Origin of the sequence: Oceanitalea stevensii, from assembly GCF_014837105.1 — a bacterium.
GTDB lineage: Bacteria > Actinomycetota > Actinomycetes > Actinomycetales > Actinomycetaceae > Oceanitalea > Oceanitalea stevensii.
In genome coordinates this window covers 1-21,426 of record NZ_JACSPO010000018.1, presented here as the reverse complement: position 1 = coordinate 21,426, position 21,426 = coordinate 1, and the positions used below count along the sequence as shown (strand labels likewise).

The window sequence follows — 21,426 nt, the reverse complement described above, 5'->3', positions numbered from 1 at the left end:
CGCGCCCCGGCTTGCCGAGAGCCGGATCCTGCCCGTGCGCGATCCAGCTGCGGGCGCCCCCGTGGCGGTCAGGGGACCCGGTAGGTCCAGGTGTCGTCGAGGAACTTGTCCTGGACGAGCTGCTCGGCGCGCGCCAGCTCGTCCTCGGTGTAGTCCGAGCGCACGGTGTCGTAGCGGCCCTCGAAGTGGGCGATGAAGGAGTCGATGATGGCCGCGCGGCTCATGCCGGTCTGCGAGCGCATCGGGTCGACGCGCTTGTTCGCGCTCGCCGTGCCCTTGTCCGACATCTTCTCCCGGCCGATGCGCAGCACCTCGAGCATCTTGTCGGCGTCGATGTCGTAGCTCATCGTCACGTGGTGCAGGACGACGCCGCTGGCGAAGCGCTTCTGCGCGGCGCCGCCGATCTTCCCGGCGTCGGACGCGATGTCGTTGAGGGGCACGTACCGCGCGTTGACCCCCACCTCCTTGAGGGCGCCGAGCACCCAGTCGTCGAGGAAGGCGTAGGAGCGCTCGAAGCTCAGCCCCTCGACGAGCGACGTCGGCACGACGAGGGAGTAGGTGATGCAGTTGCCGGGCTCCATGAACATCGCCCCGCCGCCGGAGACCCGGCGCACGACCGTCATCCCGTGCCGGGCCAGGCCGTCGGGGTCGATCTCGTTGCGCACCGACTGGAAGGAGCCGATGACCACGAGCGGGGCGTCCCAGTCCCAGATCCGCATGAGCGGGCCGCGGCGGCCGGCGGCGACCTCCCCGGGCAGGACCTCGTCCAGGGCCACGTGCACCGCGGGCGGCAGCACGCGCGGTCCGATGACCTCGAAGGTGTGGTCGGCCCAGCTCGTCGCGTGCCCGAGCGCGCGGCGCACGGCGATACCGACGGCGTCGGCGCTGAAGCCGACGAGCGCGACCTGCGGGTCCAGCGCCCGCGTCACCGCCTGCGCGAGCTCCTCGGCGCCGGCCGTCGCGGGCATGCCCTCGAGGGCCGCGTTGATGTCCTCCAGCGCGGAGTCGGGCTCGAGGAAGAAGTCCCCCGAGACGCTGACGTGGCGCAGCCGGTCCTCGACGACATCGAGGTCGACGGCGACCAGCTTGCCCTGGGGAACCTTGTACTCGCCTCGCACGCCTGCAGGCTACCGCGCGCCGCCCCGGCCGCGGCGGTCGCGGTCAGCGCGGGTGGACGTCGCGGTGGAGCAGCCCGTAGACCACCGAGTCGACCAGCGCCTCCCAGCTCGCCTCGATGATGTCGGGGCCCACGCCCACCGTGCTCCACGAGCGCGCGCCGTCGGAGGTCTCGATGAGCACGCGGGTCGTGGCGTCGGTGCCGGACTGGGTGTCGAGGATGCGCACCTTGAAGTCGATGAGCTCGAAGTCCTCGAGCTCGGGGTACACGTCGACGAGGGCCTGGCGCAGGGCGTGGTCCAGGGCGTTGACCGGTCCGTTCCCCTCGCCGGTGCACACGATGCGGCCGCGGCCGGTGTGGAGCTTGACGGTGGCCTCGGCGAGGGTGAGGGAGATGTCCTCGCTCAGGGTCTGCACCATGGCCCGCCAGCTCTCGACGGTGAAGTAGCGGGGGCGGGCGCCGTCGAGCTCCTCGCGCAGCAGCAGCTCGAAGGACGCGTCGGCGGCGTCGAAGGTGTAGCCCTGCGCCTCGGCGGCCTTGACCCGCTCGGTGACGCGCGAGAGGACGTCGGCGCGGCCGGACAGGTCGATGCCGAGCTCGCGGCCCTTGAGCTCGATGCTCGCCCGGCCCGCCATCTCCGAGACGAGCATGCGCATGTCGTTGCCGACGGCGACGGGGTCGATGTGCTGGTAGAGGTCGGGGTCCACGCGGATCGCCGAGGCGTGCAGGCCGGCCTTGTGGGCGAAGGCGCTGGAGCCCACGTAGGGCTGGCGGGCGTAGGGGCTGATGTTGGTGATCTCGCTGATCGCGTGCGACAGGCGGCTGGACTCCCGCAGGCCGTCACCGGCGAGGGTGTCGACACCGTGCTTGAGCTCGAGATTGGCGACGACGGTGACGAGGTCGGCGTTGCCCGTCCGCTCGCCGTACCCGTTGACGGTGCCCTGGACGTGCCGCACGCCGGCCTCGACGGCCGCGAGGGAGTTGGCGACCGCGCAGCCGGTGTCGTTGTGGGCGTGGATGCCCAGGACCCCGTCGACCCGCGCGCGGACGTCGGTGACGATCTCGCCGACCCAGCCGGGCAGCATGCCGCCGTTGGTGTCGCACAGGACCGCGACGTGCGCGCCGGCGTCCAGGCCCGCCCTGATCGCGGCGACGGCGTACTCGGCGTCGTAGCGGTAGCCGTCGAAGAAGTGCTCGGCGTCGAGGATGACCTCGCGGTCCTGCTCGCGCAGGTAGCGGACGGTGTCCGCGATCATCCGGAGGTTCTCCTCCCCCGTCGTGCGCAGCGCCCGCTCGACGTGCCGGATGTCGCTCTTCGCGACGATCGTGATGACCGGCGCCTCGGAGTCGACGAGAGCACGGACCTGCGGGTCGTCGTGGGGGCGCGTGCCGGCCTTGCAGGTGGACCCGAAGGCGGCCAGGCGCGCGTGGCGCAGGTCCAGCTCCTTGGCGGCGCGCGCGAAGAACTCGGTGTCCTTCGGGATCGCGCCGGGCCACCCGCCCTCGATGTACCCGACCCCGAGCTCGTCGAGGAGCGGGGCGATGGCGAGCTTGTCCGCGACGGAGAGGTTCATCCCCTCCTGCTGCGCACCGTCGCGCAGGGTCGTGTCGTAGACGTCGATGGTGAGCTCAGCCTGCGAGGCGGGGCGCGTCGTCGTGCTCATGGTGTCGGTCTCCCTGTGTCAGCCGTCGCAGTCCTGCTCCCCGGCGGGGGTGGTGCCGGGTCTCGGCCGCCGCCGGGCAGGTGGCCCCGGCAACAAAAAAACCTCCCGGGGTACGGGAGGTTGCGCACGTGGCGGGTGGTGCCGCGTGCGCTAGCCGATAATGAGCCGGAACTGCATGGGGTCATGATGCCACACGCGGAGGGTGACCCGTGCCACCCGTCCACGCGCTCCCTCAGATGAGGGGCTGCATCCAGCCGTGGGGGTCGGGCGCGTGGCCGAACTGGATGTCGGTGAGCTGGCTGAAGAGGCGCTCGGTGACCGGGCCCGCCGCGCCGTCGGCGACGGTGACGTCGAAGGACTCCCCCGCCAGCCGCCCGATCGGGGTGATGACCGCGGCGGTGCCGCAGGCGAAGACCTCGCTGACGGAGCCGTCGCGGATGCCGGCGAGCAGCCCCTTGAGCGGGATGTCGCACTCCTCGACCGGGGTGCCCTGGTCGGCGAGCAGCGTGAGGATCGACGAGCGCGTGACGCCCTCGAGGATGGTGCCGGTGAGGGCGGGGGTGCGCACGACGCCGTCGGCGCCGACGACGAAGACGTTCATGCCCCCGAGCTCCTCGAGGTTGGTGCCCGTGCCGGCGTCCAGGAAGCACACCTGGTCGAACCCGCGGGCGTAGGCGGTCTGCTGCGGGAGCAGGCTCGCGGCGTAGTTCCCGCCGAACTTCGCGTTGCCCGTCCCGCCGGGGCCGGCGCGGTGGTAGTCCTCGGCCACCCAGATCGAGACCGGCTGGAAGCCGTTGACGAAGTACGGGCCCACCGGGGAGGCGATGACGAGGTACTCGTAGCGGTGGGAGGGACGCACCCCGAGGAAGGGCTCGGTGGCGATCATGAAGGGGCGCAGGTACAGGCTCGCGCCCGCGGTGGCCGGCACCCACTCGAGGTCGGTCTCCACGAGGGCGCGGATCGAGGCGAGGAAGTCCTCGACAGGCAGCTCCGGCATCGCCAGGCGGCGCGCGGAGGCCTGGAAGCGCCGGGCGTTGGCCTCGGGGCGGAAGGCCCAGGCCGAGCCGTCGGCGTGCCGGTAGGCCTTGAGGCCCTCGAAGATCTCCTGGCCGTAGTGGAACACCGAGGCGGCCGGGGAGAGCTCGAGCGGGGCGAAGCCCTCGACCCGGTGACCGTGCCACCCGCCGTCGACCGTCCACGTCGCCCGCGCCATGTGGTCGGTGAACTCGACGCCGAAGCTCAGCCGGTCCAGGGCAGCCGCGCGCTCGGACGTCGTCCGCGGCCGCGAGCTGGGCACGATCGCGAACTCGGCAGGTGCAGTGGTCATGGCGGGCCTCCAGCGGTCCTTCGGTCATCCGCCCACGCGGGCGGGTGCTGGTGCGTGCAGTGGTACTCGAGGGTAGCGCCCGGGGAGCGCGTCGCCGGGAACCGGGGTCACCGGTTCCCGGCGTGGACGGCCGTCAGGAGACGGGCTGGGCCTCCGCGACGGCGGCCGCGAGCGCGTCGCCGACCTCGCTCGTCGTGCGGGGGGTGGTCCCCCGGGCGGCGATGTCGGCGGCGACGGCGCGCTCCACACGGGCCGCGGCGTCGCCGAGGCCGAGGTGCTCGAGCAGGAGGGCGACCGAGAGCACGGTGGCGGTCGGGTCGGCCTTGCCCTGGCCGGCGATGTCCGGCGCGGAGCCGTGGACCGGCTCGAACATGCTCGGTGCGGTGCCGTCGGGGTTGACGTTGCCGGACGCGGCCAGGCCGATGCCGCCGGTGACGGCCGCGGCGAGGTCGGTGACGATGTCGCCGAAGAGGTTGTCGGTGACGATGACGTCGAAGCGTGCGGGGTTCGTGACGAGGAAGATCATCGCGGCGTCGACGTGGAGGTAGTCCACGGTGACGTCGGGGAACTCGGCGTTGACGCGCTCGACCGTCCGCCGCCACAGGTGGCCGGCGTGGACGAGGACGTTGTGCTTGTGGACGAGCGTGAGCTTCTTGCGGGGTCGCGCCGCGGCGCGGGCGAAGGCGTCGCGCACGACGCGCTCGACGCCGAAGGCCGTGTTGACGCTCACCTCGTTGGCCACCTCGTGCGGCGTGCCGACTCGGATGGCCCCGCCGTTGCCGACGTAGGGCCCCTCCGTGCCCTCGCGGACGACGACGAAGTCGATCTCGCCCGGCTCCGCGAGGGGCGTGGACACCCCGGGGAAGAGCTTCGAGGGGCGCAGGTTGACGTAGTGGTCGAGCTCGAAGCGCAGGCGGAGCAGCAGACCGCGCTCGAGGACACCGCTGGGGACGCCCGGGTCCCCCACGGCACCGAGGAGGATGGCGTCGTGCTGGCGGATGGCGGCGAGGTCCTCGTCGGTGAGGGTCTCCCCGGTGCGGTGCCAGCGGGCGGCGCCGAGGTCGTAGGGGGTCGTGCGGACGGTGACGTCCGTCAGCGCCGCGTCGAGGACCTTGAGCCCCTCCGCGACGACTTCCTGACCGATCCCGTCGCCGGCGATCACTGCGAGGTCGATGGTGCGCGTCATGCACCCACCCTAGAGATGGCGTCCACGTGTCGGGATACGCGTCTCACTGTTCGGTCGGAGTGTTCCCTCCAGGACGCCCCGCCACCGGGCACCGGCGCGGACGCGATCAGCCGCTCGCCGAGGCGGGCGGGCCGGTCGCCTCAGGTGAGGACCGGCTCCCGCTCGTCGGCTCCCTGGGAGTGTCGCTTCGGGTCGAGGAGCCGGAAGCGCTCGAGGACGACCTCGCTGTCGTCGTCGAAGCCCAGCCCCACCTCCGCGAGCTCCGCGGCGAAGAAGGGCGCGTGGACGGCCCGCCAGTGCTCGAGAGACAGGTCCCCCTCCCCCTCGGCCGCCGCGTGCGCGGCGTCGCCCGCGGAGTACGGGCCGACCTCGATCGCCGGCGTGACGATGAGCGCCCGCGGGCGGCCCGAGCCGTCGAGGATGATCGAGAGGTCACCCGGCCGGGGCACCGACTCGCCGCGCACGGCGTAGGGCTGGGCCGCGCTCGAGGTTCCGGTCTTCGCGCCGCTGAGCACCAGGCCGAGCAGGGAGTCGGCCTCGCGCGGGTCGGAGCCGAAGGACCACGCCGGCGGCTGCACCGCCCCGATCGCCTGCTGGCCGACGACGACGTCGAGCCGGTTGAGGCCTGCCCGCTTGCGGGCGGTGGCCCAGTAGGCGGCGACGGCGGCGTCCCGCGCCTCTGCCGTCCCCGGCTCGTGCTCGGTGCTGCCGTCTGTGTCCTCGCTCCATGCCATGACAGGGAGTCTGCCAGGCGGCGGGGACACCGCCGCCCTCACGCCCGTACGCTGGGCCTCAGCACGCCGTGCCGACGAAGGAGCACCATGTCCACCACGCCTCCGGACGACTTCCGCGACCAGAGCCAGCCGCCCTCCGGGGGACAGCCGTGGCAGGGCGGCGGGTACCCGCCACAGGGACAGCCCTACGGCGAGCAGCCCTACGGTGCCCCGCAGTACGGCTACCAGGCCCCCGGGCAGCAGCCCTACGGCTACCCGCACCACGGGCAGCAGCCCTATGCCTCGAGCGACGACCGCACGATCGCCGTCCTGGCCCACCTCTCGCCGCTCATCGGTCTCGTCCTCACCGCGACGCTGCTCAGCTTCCTCGCCCCGCTCGTCGTGTGGTTCATCTGGCGCGACCGTGGACCGCTGGTGCGCAACGCGGCTGCGAGCGCCTTCAACTTCAACGTCACCGTGTGGGTCGCCAACATCGCGGCCATCATCTGCGCCTTCACCATCTTCCTCCTGCCGGTCGCGATCTTCCTGTGGGTGGGCGCGTTCGTCGCCCAGCTCGTGCTGTCGATCAAGGGCGCGATCGCCGCCAACCGCGGCGAGGTCTACCGCTACCCGTTCCAGGTACCGATCCTGCACTGAGCGCCGGAGGGTGATGGAGGGTGCTTCGCGGAAATCCCCCTTCGTCACCCTGTCCGCCGCTGGATACGTGGGCATAGCCTCGCGCTGTCCCGGCGGAGGCGGGAGGGCGAGGCGGGCCCAGGAAGCCCGTCGCCGCGCACCCGGGTACCGGTCGTCCCAGCCAGGGACGGTCGTCCTCTTCACGCCTGGAGAAGCCCATGCGCAAGAAGTCCACCCTGGCCGGAGCGGGCACCCTCGCCCTGGCCGCCTCCCTCCTCATGGTCCCGGCCCAGGCCGACGACCACGTCCCCGAGCCGGAGGTGGTCACGGGCGGTCTGATCGGCCCGCTCACGGTCGCCACCGGCGACGGCGGTGACGTCTACGTCACCCAGACCTTCGCCAACACCCTGTCCAAGGTCGACGGCACCGGCGCGGTCACCAACCTCCGCACCCTCGACGGGAGCCCGGAGACCGCCGAGCTCGTCGGCGTCGCCTACAGCGACGGCGCCACCTACCACATCGAGAGCGACTTCAGCGGCGAGGCGCCCACCACCTACATCGTCAGGACGAAGGACGGTGAGCGCACCGTCGTCAGCGACGACCTGTGGGCCTACGAGATCGCGAACAACCCGGACCGGTCACAGCGCTACGGCGTGACGAACGCGCGAGGCACGTGCCTCGACCAGCTCACCGCCTTCGAGGAGACGGCCGGCTTCCCGATCGTCAACTACCGCGGCATCGTCGAGTCGCACGGCTACCAGCTCGAGGTGCACGACGGCGCCATCTACGTCGCCGACGCGGCCGCCAACGCGGTCCTCAAGGTCGACGAGAGCACCGGTGACATCTCGACGGTGAGTGTCCTGCCCGGGAAGACGATCAAGTTCACCGCCGGGCTCGAGGCCGCGCTGGAGGGACAGCTCGGGCTCGACATCCCGGACTGCATCGTCGGCAAGCGGTTCATCGCCGAGCCGGTGCCGACGGACGTCCAGGTGGGCTGGCTCGGCGGGCTGTACGTCAGCACGCTGGGCGGGAGCGCCGGGGAGGTCCTGCCGCTGAGCAGCGTCTACTGGATCAGCCCGGACGCCGAGTACACCTTCGAGGTCGCCGGTGACCTGCACGGCGCGACGGGCCTGGACGTGACTCCGGACGGCACCGTCGTCGTCGCGGAGATGTTCGGCGGGAGGGTCTCGGCCATCCCCCACGGCGACAACGAGGCGACGACGCTCTTCGAGGCGAACTCACCTGCAGACGTCGCCGTCGCCGGCCACACGGTGTACGCCACCACCGGCACCTTCGGTGAGGGCGCGCTCGTGAGGTACGGCTACGGCGACTGATCGCACGGTCGCCCACGCACGAGGCGCCCGCCCCGGCGGTCCCCGGCCGGCGCCTCATGTCGTCGGTCAGCGCGCGGCGCTGCCCTCGGTGTAGTCGGAGTCCTTGGTCTCCACCCAGCTGAAGAGCTTGCGCAGCTCACGGCCGGTCGTCTCGATCGGGTGCTGCTCGCCCTTGGCGCGCAGCTCCTTGAACTCCGGCGCACCGGCGTCCTGGTCGGTGATGAAGCGGTCCGCGAAGGCGCCGGACTGGATGTCGGCGAGCACGCCCTTCATGTTCTCCTTGACCTCCGGGGAGATCACCCGCGGGCCGGAGACGTAGTCGCCGTACTCGGCGGTGTCGGAGATGCTCCACCGCTGCTTGGCGATGCCGCCCTCCCACATGAGGTCCACGATGAGCTTGAGCTCGTGGAGCACCTCGAAGTAGGCGACCTCGGGCTGGTAACCGGCCTCGGTGAGGACCTCGAAGCCGTACTGGACGAGCTGGGAGGTGCCACCGCACAGGACGGCCTGCTCGCCGAAGAGGTCGGTCTCGGTCTCCTCGGTGAAGGTCGTCTTGATGCCGCCGGCGCGCAGGCCACCGATGGCCTTGGCGTAGGAGAGCGCGGTGTCCCACGCGGTGCCGGTCGCGTCCTGCTCGACGGCGACGATGACGGGCACGCCGCGGCCGGACTCGTACTCGCGGCGCACGAGGTGGCCCGGGCCCTTGGGGGCGACCATGACGATGTCGTGGCCCGCGGCCGGCTTGATGTAGCCGAAGCGGATGTTGAAGCCGTGGGCGAAGAGCAGGGTGGCGTCGGCCTTGAGGTTGGGCTCGATGTCCTGCGCGTAGAGGGTGCGCTGCACCTGGTCCGGGGCGAGGATGACGACGACGTCGGCACCGGAGACGGCGTCGGCGATGCTCGCGACCTGCAGCCCCTGGTCCTTGGCCTTGGCGGCCGACGAGCTGCCCTCACGCAGGCCGACGGTGACGTCGACGCCGGAGTCGCGCAGGTTCAGCGCGTGGGCGTGCCCCTGGCTGCCGTAGCCGATGACGGCGACCTTCTTCCCGGCGATGACGGACAGGTCGGCGTCGTCGTCGTAGTACAGCTCAGCCACAGTGTTCTCCCTGGTGTTTGGTGTGGTGGCCCCGCGGGGGCCGGTGCTTCGTTGGTCAGTATGGGGGTCAGGCGGTCCGGACCCGCTCGAGGGCGCGGTCGGTCATCGAGCGGGAGCCGCGGCCGATGGCCACGGTGCCGGACTGGACGATCTCGCGGACGCCGTGCGCCTCGAGCGCCGTGAGCAGCGCCTGGAGCTTGGAGTGCGAGCCGGTCGCCTCGATCGTCACGGCGTCCGGGGCGACGTCGACGACGTGGGCCCGGAACAGCTCGACGACCTGGAGGACGGCGGTGCGCGAGGCGTCGTCGGCGCGGACCTTGACGAGCAGGAGCTCGCGCTGGACGGAGGACTCCGGCTCCAGCTCGACGATCTTGATGACGTTGATGAGCTTGTTCAGCTGCTTCGTCACCTGCTCGAGGGGCAGCTCCGCAGCGTCGACGACGACCGTGATCCGGGAGATGTCCGGGTGCTCGGTCGGGCCGACGGCGAGGGAGTGGATGTTGAAGGCGCGGCGGGCGAACAGCGCGGAGACGCGGGTGAGCACGCCAGGCTTGTTCTCCACCAGCACCGAGAGGGTGTGACGGGTACTCATCGCTTTCCTCGCTTCACTCGTCGCGGTCCCACGAGGGGGTGATCCCCCGCGCGTACTGGATGTCGTCGTTGCTCACTCCGGCGGCGACCATCGGCCACACCATCGCGTCACGGCTGACGACGAAGTCGACGACGACGGGACGGTCGTCGATCTCCATCGCCCGCTTGATCGTGTCGTCCACCTCGCCGACGGACTCGGCACGCAGGCCGACGCAGCCGTAGGCCTCGGCGAGCTTGACGAAGTCGGGGATGCGGGCGGTCTGGTGACCGGTGTTGAGGTCGGTGTTGGAGTAGCGGCCGTCGTAGAAGAGGGTCTGCCACTGCCGGACCATGCCGAGGGAGGAGTTGTTGATGACGGCCACCTTGATCGGGATGCCCTCGAGTGCGCAGGTGGCGAGCTCCTGGTTGGTCATCTGGAAGCAGCCGTCGCCGTCGATGGCCCACACCGTGCGGTCCGGCATGCCGACCTTCGCGCCCATGGCGGCGGGCACCGCGTAGCCCATGGTGCCCAGGCCACCGGAGTTGAGCCAGGTGCGCGGGTGCTCGTAGCGGATGAACTGCGCGGCCCACATCTGGTGCTGGCCCACGCCCGAGGCGAAGATCGACTCGGGGCCGGAGATCTCCCCGATGCGGCTGATGACGTGCTGCGGCGCGACGTGCCCGTCCGCCGTCGGCGTCCAGCCGAGGGGGTAGGTCTCGCGCAGCTCGTCCAGACGCTGCCACCACGCCTCGATGTCCGGCTTGCCGAACTGCTCGTGGGCAGCGGCGAGCTCGGTGACGAGGTCGGGGATGGTGTCGGCGAGGTCGCCGACGATCGGGACGTCCGCGTGGCGGTTCTTGGAGATCTCGGCCGGGTCGATGTCGGCGTGGACGATCGTCGCCCTGGGCGCGAAGGACGACAGCTGGCCGGTGACGCGGTCGTCGAACCGGGCACCCAGCGTGACGATGAGGTCGGCCTGCTGGAGCGCGGCGACCGCCGCGACGGACCCGTGCATGCCGGGCATGCCCAGGTGCTGGGGGTGGGAGTCGGGCAGGGCACCGCGGGCCATGAGCGTGGTGACGACGGGCGCGCCGGACAGGTCGGTGAGCCGGCGCAGCGACTCCGAGGCCTGGGCGCGGATGACGCCGCCGCCGACGTAGAGCACCGCACGCCGCGAGGTCGCCAGCAGGCGTGCGGCCTCGCGCACCTGGCGCGAGTGGGGCTTGACGGCGGGACGGTAGCCGGGCAGGTCGAGGTGCTGCGGCCACGCGAAGGTGGTCGGGGCCTGCTGGGCGCTCTTGGCGATGTCGACGAGCACCGGGCCGGGGCGGCCGGTGGAGGCGATGTGGAACGCCTCGGCGATGCGCGCGGGGATCTCGTCGGGGTCGGTGACGAGGAAGGAGTGCTTCGTCAGCGGCATCGTGGCGCCGACGATGTCGGCCTCCTGGAACGCGTCGGTGCCGATCGCGCTCGCCCCCACCTGGCCGGTGATGGCGACGAGGGGCACGGAGTCCATGTTGGCGTCGGCCAGCGCGGTGATGAGGTTCGTCGCGCCGGGGCCGGACGTCGCCATGCACACGCCGACCTTGCCGGTGGCCGCGGCGTAGCCGGTCGCGGCGTGGCCGGCACCCTGCTCGTGGCGCACGAGGATGTGGCGCAGCCGCTTCGAGTCGAAGAGCGGGTCGTAGGTGGGCAGGATCGCCCCGCCGGGGATGCCGAAGATGACCTCTGCGCCGACCTCCTCGAGGGAGCGCACGATGCTCTTGGCGCCGTTGACCTCCTCGCGGATCTGCCCGACGGGCGCGGCCGACGCCGGGACGACGCTCGGCGCCGACGGCTGCGGGGTGGTGCGGGGCGGCGCGGGGACTGGTCCCTTGGCCATGATGACCCTCCTGGTACCTCGGTGGTGGTGCGGCAGAGCGGCAAACAAAAAACCCCTCGACCCGAGGAGGGTGCGAAGGGATGCGCGCAGCGGGACCGGCTCAGCGGTCGGCGGCTGCGCGCCTGTGAAGTACGACGTCCTGCTGCATGCCGAAACTGTAGCCCCGACCACCGGACGGGCCCAAACCGTCTCACATGCTGGCTTCCCGTCCCGGCATCTGACACGGCGTCTGTGCGGCGACGGCCTCCGACGGCCCCGCCGGCCGCGTCCAGCCGTGGTCGCTGCCGCGGTGCTCCGCGGGACGACCGGTATACATGGAGCCATGCGCGCCATCCACGCCACCGAGGCCGGGGGCCCCGAGGTCCTCACCGTCGTCGACCTGCCCGACACGCCGCCAGGCCCCGGCGAGGTCCGGGTGGAGGTGGCCGCCGCGGGGGTCAACTTCATCGACACCTACCGTCGCGGCGGGGTGTACCCGATGGAGTTCCCGCACGTCGTCGGCTCCGAGGGCGCCGGCACCGTCGTCGAGCTCGGCGACGGCGTCACGGAGTTCTCGGTCGGTGACCACGTCGCGTGGGCGGCCGCGCCGGGCAGCTACGCCGAGCGGGTCAATGTCCCGGTGCAGGAGGCCATCCCGGTCCCGGCGGGGATCGACCTCCACACGGCCGCCGCGCTCCCCCTCCAGGGGATGACCGCCCACTACCTCAGCGCCTCGACCTTCCCGGTGTCACCCGGCGACGTCGCGCTCGTCCACGCCGGCGCGGGCGGGGTGGGGCTCCTGCTCACCCAGCTCGTCGTCCGGCGGGGTGGCCGCGTCATCTCGACCGTGTCGACCGAGGAGAAGGAGCTCCTGTCCCGCGAGGCCGGCGCGGAGCAGGTCGTCCGCTACACCGAGCTGGACGACCTCACGGGCGAGCTGCCCCAGATCGTTCGTGAGCTCACCGACGGACGCGGCGTCGACGTCGTGTACGACGGCGTGGGCAGGGCGACCTTCGACGCCTCCCTGGGCAGCCTGCGCCCACGGGGGATGCTCGTCCTGTTCGGCGGGTCCAGCGGTCAGGTGCCGCCGTTCGACCTCCAGCGCCTCAACGGTGCGGGCTCGCTCTTCGTCACCCGCCCGACGCTCGCGCACTACACCGCCGACCGTGCCGAGCTGCTGTGGCGGGCGGCTGACCTCTTCCACGCCGTCGCCGACGGGCTGGACGTCCGCATCGGGCAGGAGTTCCCGCTCGCCGAGGCCGCCGCCGCGCACACCGCCCTCGAGGGCCGGCAGACGACGGGCAAGGTCCTCCTCGTCCCCTAGCCTCGCCTCCTCTTACGCCGAGAGCCGGATCCTCCGTGGAGGAATCCGGCTCTCGGCGTAAGAGGGGGGTGGCTTAGGCGAGGATGGCGCCCTTGCTCGCCGACTGGACGAGCTTCGTGTACTTGCCGAGCACGCCCTTGGTGAACTGCGGGGCGATCGGCGCCCAGCCCTCGCGGCGCCGGGCCAGCTCGTCCTCGTCGACCAGGAGGTCGAGGGTCTTGCCGGCGACGTCGAGGCGGATCCTGTCGCCGTCGCGGACGAAGGCGATGGGACCGGCGTCGACGGCCTCGGGGGCGACGTGCCCGACGCACAGGCCGGTCGTCCCGCCGGAGAAACGGCCGTCGGTGAGGAGGAGGACGTCCTTGCCGAGACCGGCGCCCTTGATCGCGCCGGTGATGGCGAGCATCTCGCGCATGCCCGGGCCGCCCTTGGGGCCCTCGTAGCGGATGACGACGACGTCGCCGGCCTGGATCGTGCCGTCCTCGAGAGCGTCCATCGCGGCCCGCTCACGCTCGAACACGCGGGCGGTGCCCTCGAAGACGTCGGAGTCGAAGCCCGCGGACTTCACGACTGCCCCCTCCGGGGCGAGGGAGCCACCGAGGATGGTGATGCCGCCGGTCGCGTGGATCGGGTTGTCCAGCGCGCGCAGGATCTTGCCGTCCGGGTCCGGCGGGTTGATGCCCTCGAGGTTCTCCGCGACGGTCTTGCCGGTGACGGTGAGGCAGTCCCCGTGGAGCAGCCCGGCGTCGAGCAGCGCCTTCATGACGACGGGGACGCCGCCGATGCGGTCGATGTCGTTCATGACGTAGCGGCCGAAGGGCTTGAGGTCGCCCAGGTGCGGCACGCGCTCGGCGATGCGGCTGAAGTCGTCGAGCGTGAGGTCGACCTCGGCCTCGTTGGCGATCGCGAGGAGGTGGAGCACGGCGTTCGTCGAGCCGCCGAAGGCCATGACGACGGCGATCGCGTTCTCCAGCGACTTCTTCGTGATGATGTCGCGCGCGGTGATCCCCTGGCGCAGCATCTCCACGACCGCCTCACCGCTGCGATGGGCGAACATGTCGCGGCGACGGTCGGCCGACGGCGGGGCGGCGGAGCCTGGCAGGGACATCCCCATGGCCTCGGCCACGGAGGCCATGGTGTTGGCGGTGTACATGCCACCGCACGCGCCCTCGCCGGGGCAGATCGCGCGCTCGATGCGGTCGAGGTCGCCCTTGCTCATGAGTCCGCGCGAGCACGCGCCGACGGCCTCGAAGGCGTCGATCAGCGTGACGTCCTTCTCGGTGCCGTCCTCGAGCTTGACCCAGCCCGGCATGATCGTGCCGGCGTAGAGGAAGACGGCGGCGAGGTCGAGGCGGGCCGCGGCCATGAGCATGCCCGGCAGCGACTTGTCGCAGCCGGCGAGGAGCACGGAGCCGTCGAGGCGCTCGGCCTGCATGACGGTCTCGACCGAGTCGGCGATGATGTCGCGCGAGACGAGCGAGTAGTGCATGCCCTCGTGGCCCATCGAGATGCCGTCGGACACGGAGATGGTGCCGAACTGGAGGGGGTAGCCACCGCCGGCGTGGACGCCCTCCTTCGCTCCCTGGGCCAGACGGTCCAGGGAGAGGTTGCAGGGCGTGATCTCGTTCCACGAGCTCGCGATGCCGATCTGGGGCTTGGCGAAGTCGTCGTCCCCCATGCCGACGGCGCGGAGCATGCCCCGCGACGCCGTCGCCTCGATGCCGTCGGTCACCTGACGGCTACGCGGCTTGATGTCAGTGGCTTCGGTGGTCATGTCCCCGAGTCTAAGACTCCGGACCGACACTCCTGGCGCGCGTTCGAGCGTCAAGACATGACAGCGGGGCGGCACCCCGGTCGGAGGTGCCGCCCCGCAGGGTCAGGCCGGTGTCAGTCCGTCAGGCGACGGCGGGCGACGAGCGCCGCGCCACCTCCGGCGAGCAGCACCGTGAGCACGCCGAGCGCCCAGACGTCGGCGCCCGTGGTGGGCAGGCGCCCGCTCCCCGGGCCGTCGGTCGGGGCGGCCGTCGGGGCGACCGTGGGCTCCTCGGAGGTCGGGGCCGTCGTCGGCTCCTCGGTCGGCTCGGGGGTGGTCGGCTCCTCGGTCGGCTCCTCCGTCGGCTCCTCGGTCGGCTCCTCGACGGGCGGCTCGACGAGTGCCCCCTCGGGGCCCGCCCAGAAGAGCGCGGCCGCGACGTCGTCGAACATCCCGCGCGGGTGGGTGCGGAAGAGCGGGTCGGTCCCGAAGACGAGGGCGCGAGAGCCGTCATCGGTCACCGCGGAGATGACCGAGGGCTGGCCTGCGGCCTGCTCCGGCCCGCCGGTCCCGTCCTCGTTCGGCAGCCAGTGCCCACTGAGCAGCGGCTCGGCGGTGAAGGTCTGCTCGACCGTCACCTCCTCCCCCAGGTCGGTGAAGTACGCCGGCCCGTAGGTGAACGCGGCGTCCTCGGCCTGGGCGCCGATGACGCCGTCGGCCGTGTCGACGAGCGCGACACCGTTGGCGCGGCCGGGACCGCTCACCGCCGCCGCCTCGAAGAGCTCGAAGGTGTCGGCCGCCCAGATGCCCGCCTGCGCGGAGGCGACGACGCCCTTGCCCTCGTCGAAGTAGTCGTCCAGCTCCCGGGCGGCCCGGGCGGCGGCGTCCCCCTCGCCGAGGCGCAGCTGCGAGCCGAGCCACAGCACGTCGATCTCGTCGAGGTCGACGGTCCCGTCGGCGAGCCCGGCCGGCGTCACGCGGACCGGGTCGACGAAGCCGAGACCGGTGAGGACGAGCTCGTCCTCACCGCCGTAGGCGGCGGACGAGGTGTAGCCGACACGCAGCGCGGACAGGCCGCGGACGTCGTCGCCGGCGAGCTCGCTCCCGTCGGTGGCGGTGAAGGCGACGCCGAGGAGCTCGCTCACCACCTCCGCCTCCTCCAGGCCGTCGGGGCCGACGACGACGGTGCCGTCACCGACGTCGGCGACGGCCACCCCGCCCGCGAGCAGCAGGTTGACCGCCTGCACCGCCGCGACGCCCTCGAGCGCGAGGCTCACGTACTCGGCGTCGTCGGGGAAGGCTCCGGTCGGCGGCGCGACGACGAGCGGCGTCGCCGTGACAGGCAGGGCCGGGTCGGTCGTGTCTCCGACGCGGTCGACCTCCGCTCCCCACAGGCGGCCCAGGCTCCACGCGGAGATGTCGTACATGCTCGGGACGCGGTCGGAGATGTCGGACCCGTCGGAGAGGAGGACGTTGGCCAGTCCGCGCAGCGGCTGGTGCATGTCGACGACGAAGGTGCCGGCCGGGTACTCCTGGTCACCGGCGGTGAACGCGGCGTCGGCGGTGCCGACCTCGACACCGTGGGCGAGGAGGTGGTCGACGAGGGTCGCGGCGTCGGTCGTGCCCGCGGGGATGACGTAGGCGCGCGGGAAGTCGGTGCCCGTGACGTCGGGCTCGTCCCACTCCTCGGTCCACTCGTCCGGACCGGCGTAGTCCTCAGGGTCCGGGTTGGCCGGGATCTCGCGGAGCGGCTCACCCGCCTCACCGCGGCGGAAGATCTCCATCTGGTTGCCGAGGATGGCGTCGCGGTTCTCGTCGACGTAGGCGACCGTCGACTCGATCACCTGGTGACCGACCGCGCGGTTGGTCGCGAGCCGTCGGGCGCTCTCCTCGGGGTCGTTCGTCCGGCCGGGGCCGAGCTCGACGGTGTAGGCGATCGAGCCCTGGAACTGGACGTACTGCGGGGTGAAGATCGGCGGCCAGCCGTCCCAGCCGTCCGGGATGTCACGGAAGGGGATGATGATCCCCCCGTCCTCGGTCAGCGGGTTGCCCTCGATGTCGGCGGCGACGACGTCCTGCTCGATGCGCAGCGCGGCGGCGTAGGAGTACGGCATGAGGAGGTCGTGCTCGTAGTTCTCACCCTGCGGTGGGCCGGTCGGCTCGACCTGGAGGTTGCCGGTGTACCCGTGCAGGTCGATGAAGAAGACCGGCTGCAGGTCCCCGGTGAGGTCACGGATCGCGCGGGTCTCCGGCGTCGTGTTCGTGATGAAGTCACGGTTCGCGTCGAGGTTGAGCGCGGTGGCGCGGGTGCCGGCCACGCGGCCGTCGGGGTTGTTGCTCACCGTGAAGTAGAGGCGGTAGCCCTCAGCGAGGGCCACGGCGGCCTCGTCGCCCGCCTCGAGCGCCTCGACGAGCTCGGTGATGTAGGAGAGCGAGGCGTCGGTGCCGTCCCACTCGTTGCCGTGGATGTTGTTGTTGAACCAGATCGGCGGCTTGTAGCCGGCCACGAGCTCGGCGTCGTCCTGGGCGGCGTCGGAGTCGTGCTTGATCCGGTCGCGCCACTCGTCCTGCTGGGCGCTCTCCTCGGCCGTCTCGGGGGCCGTGATCGTCACGAGGTACAGGTCGCGTCCCTCGGTGGACTGGCCGACGACCTCGGTGGAGACGTACTCGTTGCCCTCGGCGAGGTCGTTGAGCAGCGGCGCGATCTCGTGGAAGGGGATGGCCCCACGGCCGTAGGACAGGTCGTCCTCGTTGACCGGCGGCTCGGTCAGCGGCTCCTGCCGCGGGTAGGGCACGCCGTCGTCCTCGGGTGCGGCGCTCACCGTCGGGGGCGTGACCACCGTGGCCACCGGCCCGGTGCCCGCGGCGGGGACCGTCACCGCCCCCAGCAGCACGGCGGAGACCGCCGCACCGCCCCAGACTCGTCGTCGAACCTGCATCGTGTTCCTCTCATCAACTGTTCACGAAGGTGTTGCGGAGGTGCACCAGCAGCGGGGGTGGGAGCGGCTAGAGCACCTTCGACAGGAACGCCTGGGTGCGGGCGTGCTGTGGGGAGGCGAGGACCTCGGCGGGTACGCCCTCCTCGACGATGAGGCCGTCGTCCATGAAGACGAGCCGGTCCCCCACCTCGCGTGCGAAGCCCATCTCGTGGGTGACGACCATCATCGTCATGCCTTCGGCGGCGAGGAGCTTCATCACGTCGAGGACCTCACCGACGAGCTCGGGGTCGAGCGCGGAGGTCGGCTCGTCGAAGAGCATCATGTCGGGGTTCATCGACAGGGCGCGCGCGATGGCCACGCGCTGCTGCTGGCCGCCGGAGAGCTGCGCCGGGTAGGCGCCGCCGCGGTCGGCGAGGCCCACCCGCTCCAGCATCGCGCGGGCGACCTCGGCGGCCTCCTGCTTGCCGCGCTTGAGGACGCGGCGCTGGGCGATGGTGAGGTTGCCCATGACGTCGAGGTGCGGGAAGAGGTTGAACTGCTGGAAGACCATCCCGATGCGGGTGCGCACGGCGTCGATGTCGCAGTCCGGGTCGAGGATGTCCTCGCCCTCGATACGGAGGGAGCCGCCGCTCGGTTCCTCGAGCCTGTTGACCGTGCGCAGCAGGGTGGACTTCCCCGAGCCGGAGGGGCCGATGACACAGACGACCTCGCCCTGGTGCACCGACAGGTCGATGCCCTTGAGCACCTCGTTCTCGCCGAAGCTCTTGCGCAGTCCCGTAATCTCGATCGCGGGGGTGGTGGTGCCCGTCATCGTCCCCTCGCCATCCGTCGTTCGAGCACTGCCACGAGCCGGGTGAGCGGGATCGTGATCACCAGGTAGAGCAGGGCACCCATGACGAGCGGGGTGCCGTTGCCCGTCGTCGTCTGACCGTCGCGCGCGAAGGTCGTGAGCTCCTTGGTGAGGACCGTGGAACCCGCGATGAAGAGCAGCGAGGTGTCCTTGAGGAGGAGCACGAACTCGTTGGTCAGCGGCGGGATGATGATGCGGAAGCCCTGCGGCAGGATGATTCGCACCATCGTCTCGGCCGGGGACATGCCGAGCGACCGGGCCGCCTCGCTCTGCCCCTTGGGCACGGCCTGGATACCGGACCGGATCACCTCGGCCATGTACGCGGAGGCGACGAAGATGAGCCCGACGAGGCCGGCCCCGACGTTGCCGCCGGGGATCCGGAAGCCGAAGGCGATCGGCACGACGTACGCCATCACGAAGATCGTCAGCAGCGCCGGCAGCCCCCGGAACAGCTCGATCCACACCGTGGCGAACCACCGGTAGGGACCGACGCTCGACAGCTTCATGAGGGCGAAGAGGATCCCGAGCACCAGGCCGCCGGCGAAGGAGATCAGCGTGAAGAGGAGCGTGTTCTTCAGTGCGATCGTGACGATCTCCGGGAACTGGTCCCGGGCGATGTCGAGGCGGAAGAACTGGTTGGAGATCCGTTCCCAGTCGGCCAGCAGGGCGACGGCCGCGAGTGCGGCGAAGAACAGGACGTACATCCCCGCCCGGGTCAGCCGCCGGCGTGTGGTGAGACGCATGGGCTTAGCGGGGGTCGACGGCGAAGTAGGAGTCGTAGATCTCCTGGTAGGTGCCGTCGTCGCGCAGACCCTGGAGCGAGGAGTTGATCGCGTCGACGAGCTCGGCGGAGGCGTCCTTGGCCATGGCGTAGCCGTACTGCTCGTCGGTCGAGTACTCCTCGACGATGACGTAGCTCGGGTCCGCCTCGGCGTTCTCGATGTTGACGGGCAGGTCCTGGAGGATCGCGTCGATCTGGCCGGCCTGGATCGCCGACCACAGCTCGGCGTTGCCCGGGTACTCCACGAGCGTGGCGCCCTCGGCGTTCTCCTCGGCGTAGGACAGACCGGTCGTCCCGGCCTGGACGCCGACGTTCTTGCCCGCGAGGTCGGCGATGGAGTCGATGCCCGAGTCCGGCGCCACGAGCAGTGACTGGAGGGAGTCGTAGTAGGGCTCGGAGAAGGTGAGGTTCTCCTGGCGCTCCTCCGTGATGGTGATCGCGGAGGCGCCGACGTCGCACTGCCCGGAGACGAAGGTGGTGCCGGACTGGAGCGCCTCGAAGCTGACGTTCTCGACGGCGAGGTCGAGCTCGAGGTCGTCGGCGATGGCCTGGAGGAGGTCGATGTCGAAGCCGCTGTACCCGCTCGGCGCCTCGGCGTCCTCGAACTCGAAGGGCGGGTAGGGGACGTTGGAGCAGGCGGTCAGCGTGCCGTCGCTGACCAGCCCGAAACCGGCGCTCTCACCGCTCTCCCCCTCGTCGCTGCCGCAGGCCGACACGAGCAGGAGCGCCGCGGCTGCCGTCGCGGCGAGCGCGGAGCGTCGGGCCAGAGGAGAAGAGTTCATTGTCCGTTGTCCTTCTGCTGGGTGAGAGACGGCTGGCGTCATGCTACGCGGTCCCACGTTACCGGCGTGTCACATGGCTGCCCCGCTGGATCCGTCTCGAAACGCGGACTTCCCAGGGTTCTCCTGCCTACCATCGTGATGGATCGCACCGAGGCGAGGAGGCGTCGATGACCACGGCGGAGACCATCGCAGCCGAGAGGTCCGTGCTCGCGCAGACCTACGCGCCGCTGCCGGTCGTGCTGAGCGAGGGAAGCGGCGTGTGGGTCCGGGACGTCGAGGGCCGCGAGTACCTGGACGCTCTCGCGGGATACTCCGCCCTCAACTTCGGCCACTCCCACCCCGCCCTGCTCGCGGCGGCCGAGGAGCAGCTGCACCGCCTCACCCTCACGAGCCGTGCCTTCCACAACGACCGCCTGGCCGGCTTTGCCACGCGCCTGGCCCGGTTGTGCGGCAAGGAGCGAGTCTTGCCGATGAACACGGGGGCCGAGGCGGTGGAGACCGCCATCAAAGTGGCACGGAAGTGGGCGTACACGAGGCGCGGGGTGCCGGACGGGCGAGCGCGGATCATCGTCGCGGAGGGGAACTTCCACGGCCGGACGACGACGATCGTCGGGTTCTCGAGCGACCCGGCAGCGCGCGCGGGCTTCGGACCGTACGACGGCGGCTTCGACCTCGTCCCCTTCGGTGACGCCGCCGCCCTGGAGGCGGCCGTGACACCGACGACCACGGCGGTCCTTCTCGAGCCCATCCAGGGCGAGGCCGGTGTCCTCCTGCCACCGCGCGGGTACCTCGCGGCGGTGAGGGAGATCTGCGACCGCCACGGCCTGCTGCTCCTCGCCGACGAGGTGCAGAGCGGGCTGGGCCGCACTGGCCACACCTTCGCGTGCGAGTGGGAGGGAGTGGTCCCCGATGTCTTCATCCTGGGAAAGGCGCTCGGCGGCGGGGTGCTCCCCGTCTCCGCCGTCGTCGCCGACCACGACATCCTCGGCGTCCTCGGCGTCGGCGAGCACGGCTCCACCTTTGGAGGCAACCCGCTGGCCTGCGCCGTCGGTGAGGCCGTCGTCGAGCTCCTCGAGCCCGGGGACGTGCAGGACCACGTCCGCCGCCTCGAGCCCGTCCTCGAGGAGGGCCTCTCGCGGCTCCACGCCCTCGGGATCCTGCGTCACCGCGTCCGCGGGCTGTGGGCCGGCATCGACCTCGATCCGCGCGTCGCCAGCGGGAGACGCCTGTGCGAGGAGCTGCAGCACCACGGCGTGCTCGCGAAGGACACCCACGGCGCGACGATCCGTCTGGCTCCTCCGTTGGTGGTGACGGAGGAGGAGCTGGTGTGGTTGGTGGAGCGGTTGGAGGCGGCGTTGATGGTGGTGCGGGGGTAGAGGGTGTGGGTGGTGAAACACGTAAGGGCCGCACCAGAGGTGCGGCCCTTACGGGAATGGGTGTTCGGCGGTGTCCTACTCTCCCACGTAGTCTCCCACGCAGTACCATCGGCGCTG

General features: G+C 71.4%; 17 protein-coding genes. 4 read left to right on the top strand and 13 right to left on the bottom strand.

Features of this window, described 5'->3' with window-relative positions:
- Window positions 1-68 precede the first annotated feature (68 nt).
- From lplAB to H9624_RS15910, 5 genes are all read right to left on the bottom strand, one after another.
- Window positions 69-1,118, bottom strand: coding sequence for a lipoate-protein ligase LplAB (gene lplAB, locus H9624_RS15930; RefSeq protein ID WP_251840883.1), 1,050 nt, complete (start codon window positions 1,116-1,118; stop codon window positions 69-71).
- A gap of 43 nt (window positions 1,119-1,161) precedes the next feature.
- Complete coding sequence (cimA, locus tag H9624_RS15925; RefSeq protein ID WP_251840882.1) at window positions 1,162-2,781, bottom strand: citramalate synthase; 1,620 nt, start codon at window positions 2,779-2,781, stop codon at window positions 1,162-1,164.
- Between the two features lie 232 nt (window positions 2,782-3,013).
- On the bottom strand, window positions 3,014-4,108 hold the full coding sequence (locus H9624_RS15920) for a branched-chain amino acid aminotransferase (protein WP_251840881.1): 1,095 nt from the start codon (window positions 4,106-4,108) through the stop codon (window positions 3,014-3,016).
- A gap of 133 nt (window positions 4,109-4,241) precedes the next feature.
- Entirely contained in the window at window positions 4,242-5,294 is a 1,053-nt protein-coding gene (locus H9624_RS15915; protein WP_251840880.1) for a 3-isopropylmalate dehydrogenase, read from the bottom strand.
- A gap of 140 nt (window positions 5,295-5,434) precedes the next feature.
- Window positions 5,435-6,028, bottom strand: coding sequence for an ASCH domain-containing protein (locus H9624_RS15910; protein ID WP_251840879.1), 594 nt, complete (start codon window positions 6,026-6,028; stop codon window positions 5,435-5,437).
- Window positions 6,029-6,115: 87 nt separating this feature from the next.
- Here H9624_RS15910 and H9624_RS15905 point away from each other — a divergent pair, with 87 nt between their 5' ends.
- Window positions 6,116-6,664, top strand: a complete 549-nt coding sequence (locus tag H9624_RS15905) for a DUF4870 domain-containing protein (RefSeq protein ID WP_251840878.1) — start codon at window positions 6,116-6,118, stop codon at window positions 6,662-6,664.
- Window positions 6,665-6,861: 197 nt separating this feature from the next.
- Window positions 6,862-7,977: a ScyD/ScyE family protein gene (locus H9624_RS15900; protein ID WP_251840877.1), complete on the top strand. Its 1,116-nt coding sequence runs from the start codon at window positions 6,862-6,864 to the stop codon at window positions 7,975-7,977.
- A gap of 66 nt (window positions 7,978-8,043) precedes the next feature.
- Here the strand turns inward: H9624_RS15900 and ilvC are convergent, their stop codons facing one another.
- From ilvC to H9624_RS15885, 3 genes are all read right to left on the bottom strand, one after another.
- Window positions 8,044-9,072 (bottom strand): ketol-acid reductoisomerase, encoded by a 1,029-nt coding sequence (gene ilvC, locus H9624_RS15895; protein ID WP_251840876.1) that lies wholly within the window; start codon window positions 9,070-9,072, stop codon window positions 8,044-8,046.
- Between the two features lie 67 nt (window positions 9,073-9,139).
- On the bottom strand, window positions 9,140-9,664 hold the full coding sequence (ilvN, locus tag H9624_RS15890; RefSeq protein ID WP_110853694.1) for an acetolactate synthase small subunit: 525 nt from the start codon (window positions 9,662-9,664) through the stop codon (window positions 9,140-9,142).
- A gap of 13 nt (window positions 9,665-9,677) precedes the next feature.
- A complete protein-coding gene (locus H9624_RS15885) occupies window positions 9,678-11,525 on the bottom strand; it encodes an acetolactate synthase large subunit (protein WP_251840875.1) in 1,848 nt (615 codons plus the stop codon).
- A gap of 322 nt (window positions 11,526-11,847) precedes the next feature.
- Here H9624_RS15885 and H9624_RS15880 point away from each other — a divergent pair, with 322 nt between their 5' ends.
- Window positions 11,848-12,828 carry a quinone oxidoreductase family protein gene (locus tag H9624_RS15880; RefSeq protein WP_251840874.1) on the top strand — a complete coding sequence of 327 codons (981 nt, stop codon included), beginning with the start codon at window positions 11,848-11,850 and terminating at the stop codon, window positions 12,826-12,828.
- Between the two features lie 73 nt (window positions 12,829-12,901).
- Here H9624_RS15880 and ilvD read toward each other — a convergent pair whose 3' ends face one another.
- The 5 genes from ilvD to H9624_RS15855 form a co-directional block, all read right to left on the bottom strand.
- Window positions 12,902-14,602, bottom strand: coding sequence for a dihydroxy-acid dehydratase (gene ilvD, locus H9624_RS15875; RefSeq protein WP_251840873.1), 1,701 nt, complete (start codon window positions 14,600-14,602; stop codon window positions 12,902-12,904).
- A gap of 113 nt (window positions 14,603-14,715) precedes the next feature.
- Window positions 14,716-17,520 (bottom strand): M14 family zinc carboxypeptidase, encoded by a 2,805-nt coding sequence (locus H9624_RS15870; protein ID WP_251840872.1) that lies wholly within the window; start codon window positions 17,518-17,520, stop codon window positions 14,716-14,718.
- Between the two features lie 67 nt (window positions 17,521-17,587).
- Entirely contained in the window at window positions 17,588-18,331 is a 744-nt protein-coding gene (locus H9624_RS15865; RefSeq protein ID WP_251840871.1) for an amino acid ABC transporter ATP-binding protein, read from the bottom strand.
- Window positions 18,328-19,113 carry an amino acid ABC transporter permease gene (locus H9624_RS15860; protein ID WP_251840870.1) on the bottom strand — a complete coding sequence of 262 codons (786 nt, stop codon included), beginning with the start codon at window positions 19,111-19,113 and terminating at the stop codon, window positions 18,328-18,330. Before H9624_RS15860 ends, H9624_RS15865 begins: the two co-directional genes overlap by 4 nt.
- Before the next feature lie 4 nt (window positions 19,114-19,117).
- Window positions 19,118-19,933, bottom strand: a complete 816-nt coding sequence (locus H9624_RS15855) for an ABC transporter substrate-binding protein (protein WP_251840869.1) — start codon at window positions 19,931-19,933, stop codon at window positions 19,118-19,120.
- Between the two features lie 167 nt (window positions 19,934-20,100).
- Here H9624_RS15855 and rocD point away from each other — a divergent pair, with 167 nt between their 5' ends.
- Window positions 20,101-21,309: an ornithine--oxo-acid transaminase gene (gene rocD, locus H9624_RS15850; RefSeq protein WP_251840868.1), complete on the top strand. Its 1,209-nt coding sequence runs from the start codon at window positions 20,101-20,103 to the stop codon at window positions 21,307-21,309.
- The last annotated feature ends 117 nt before the right edge of the window (window positions 21,310-21,426 follow it).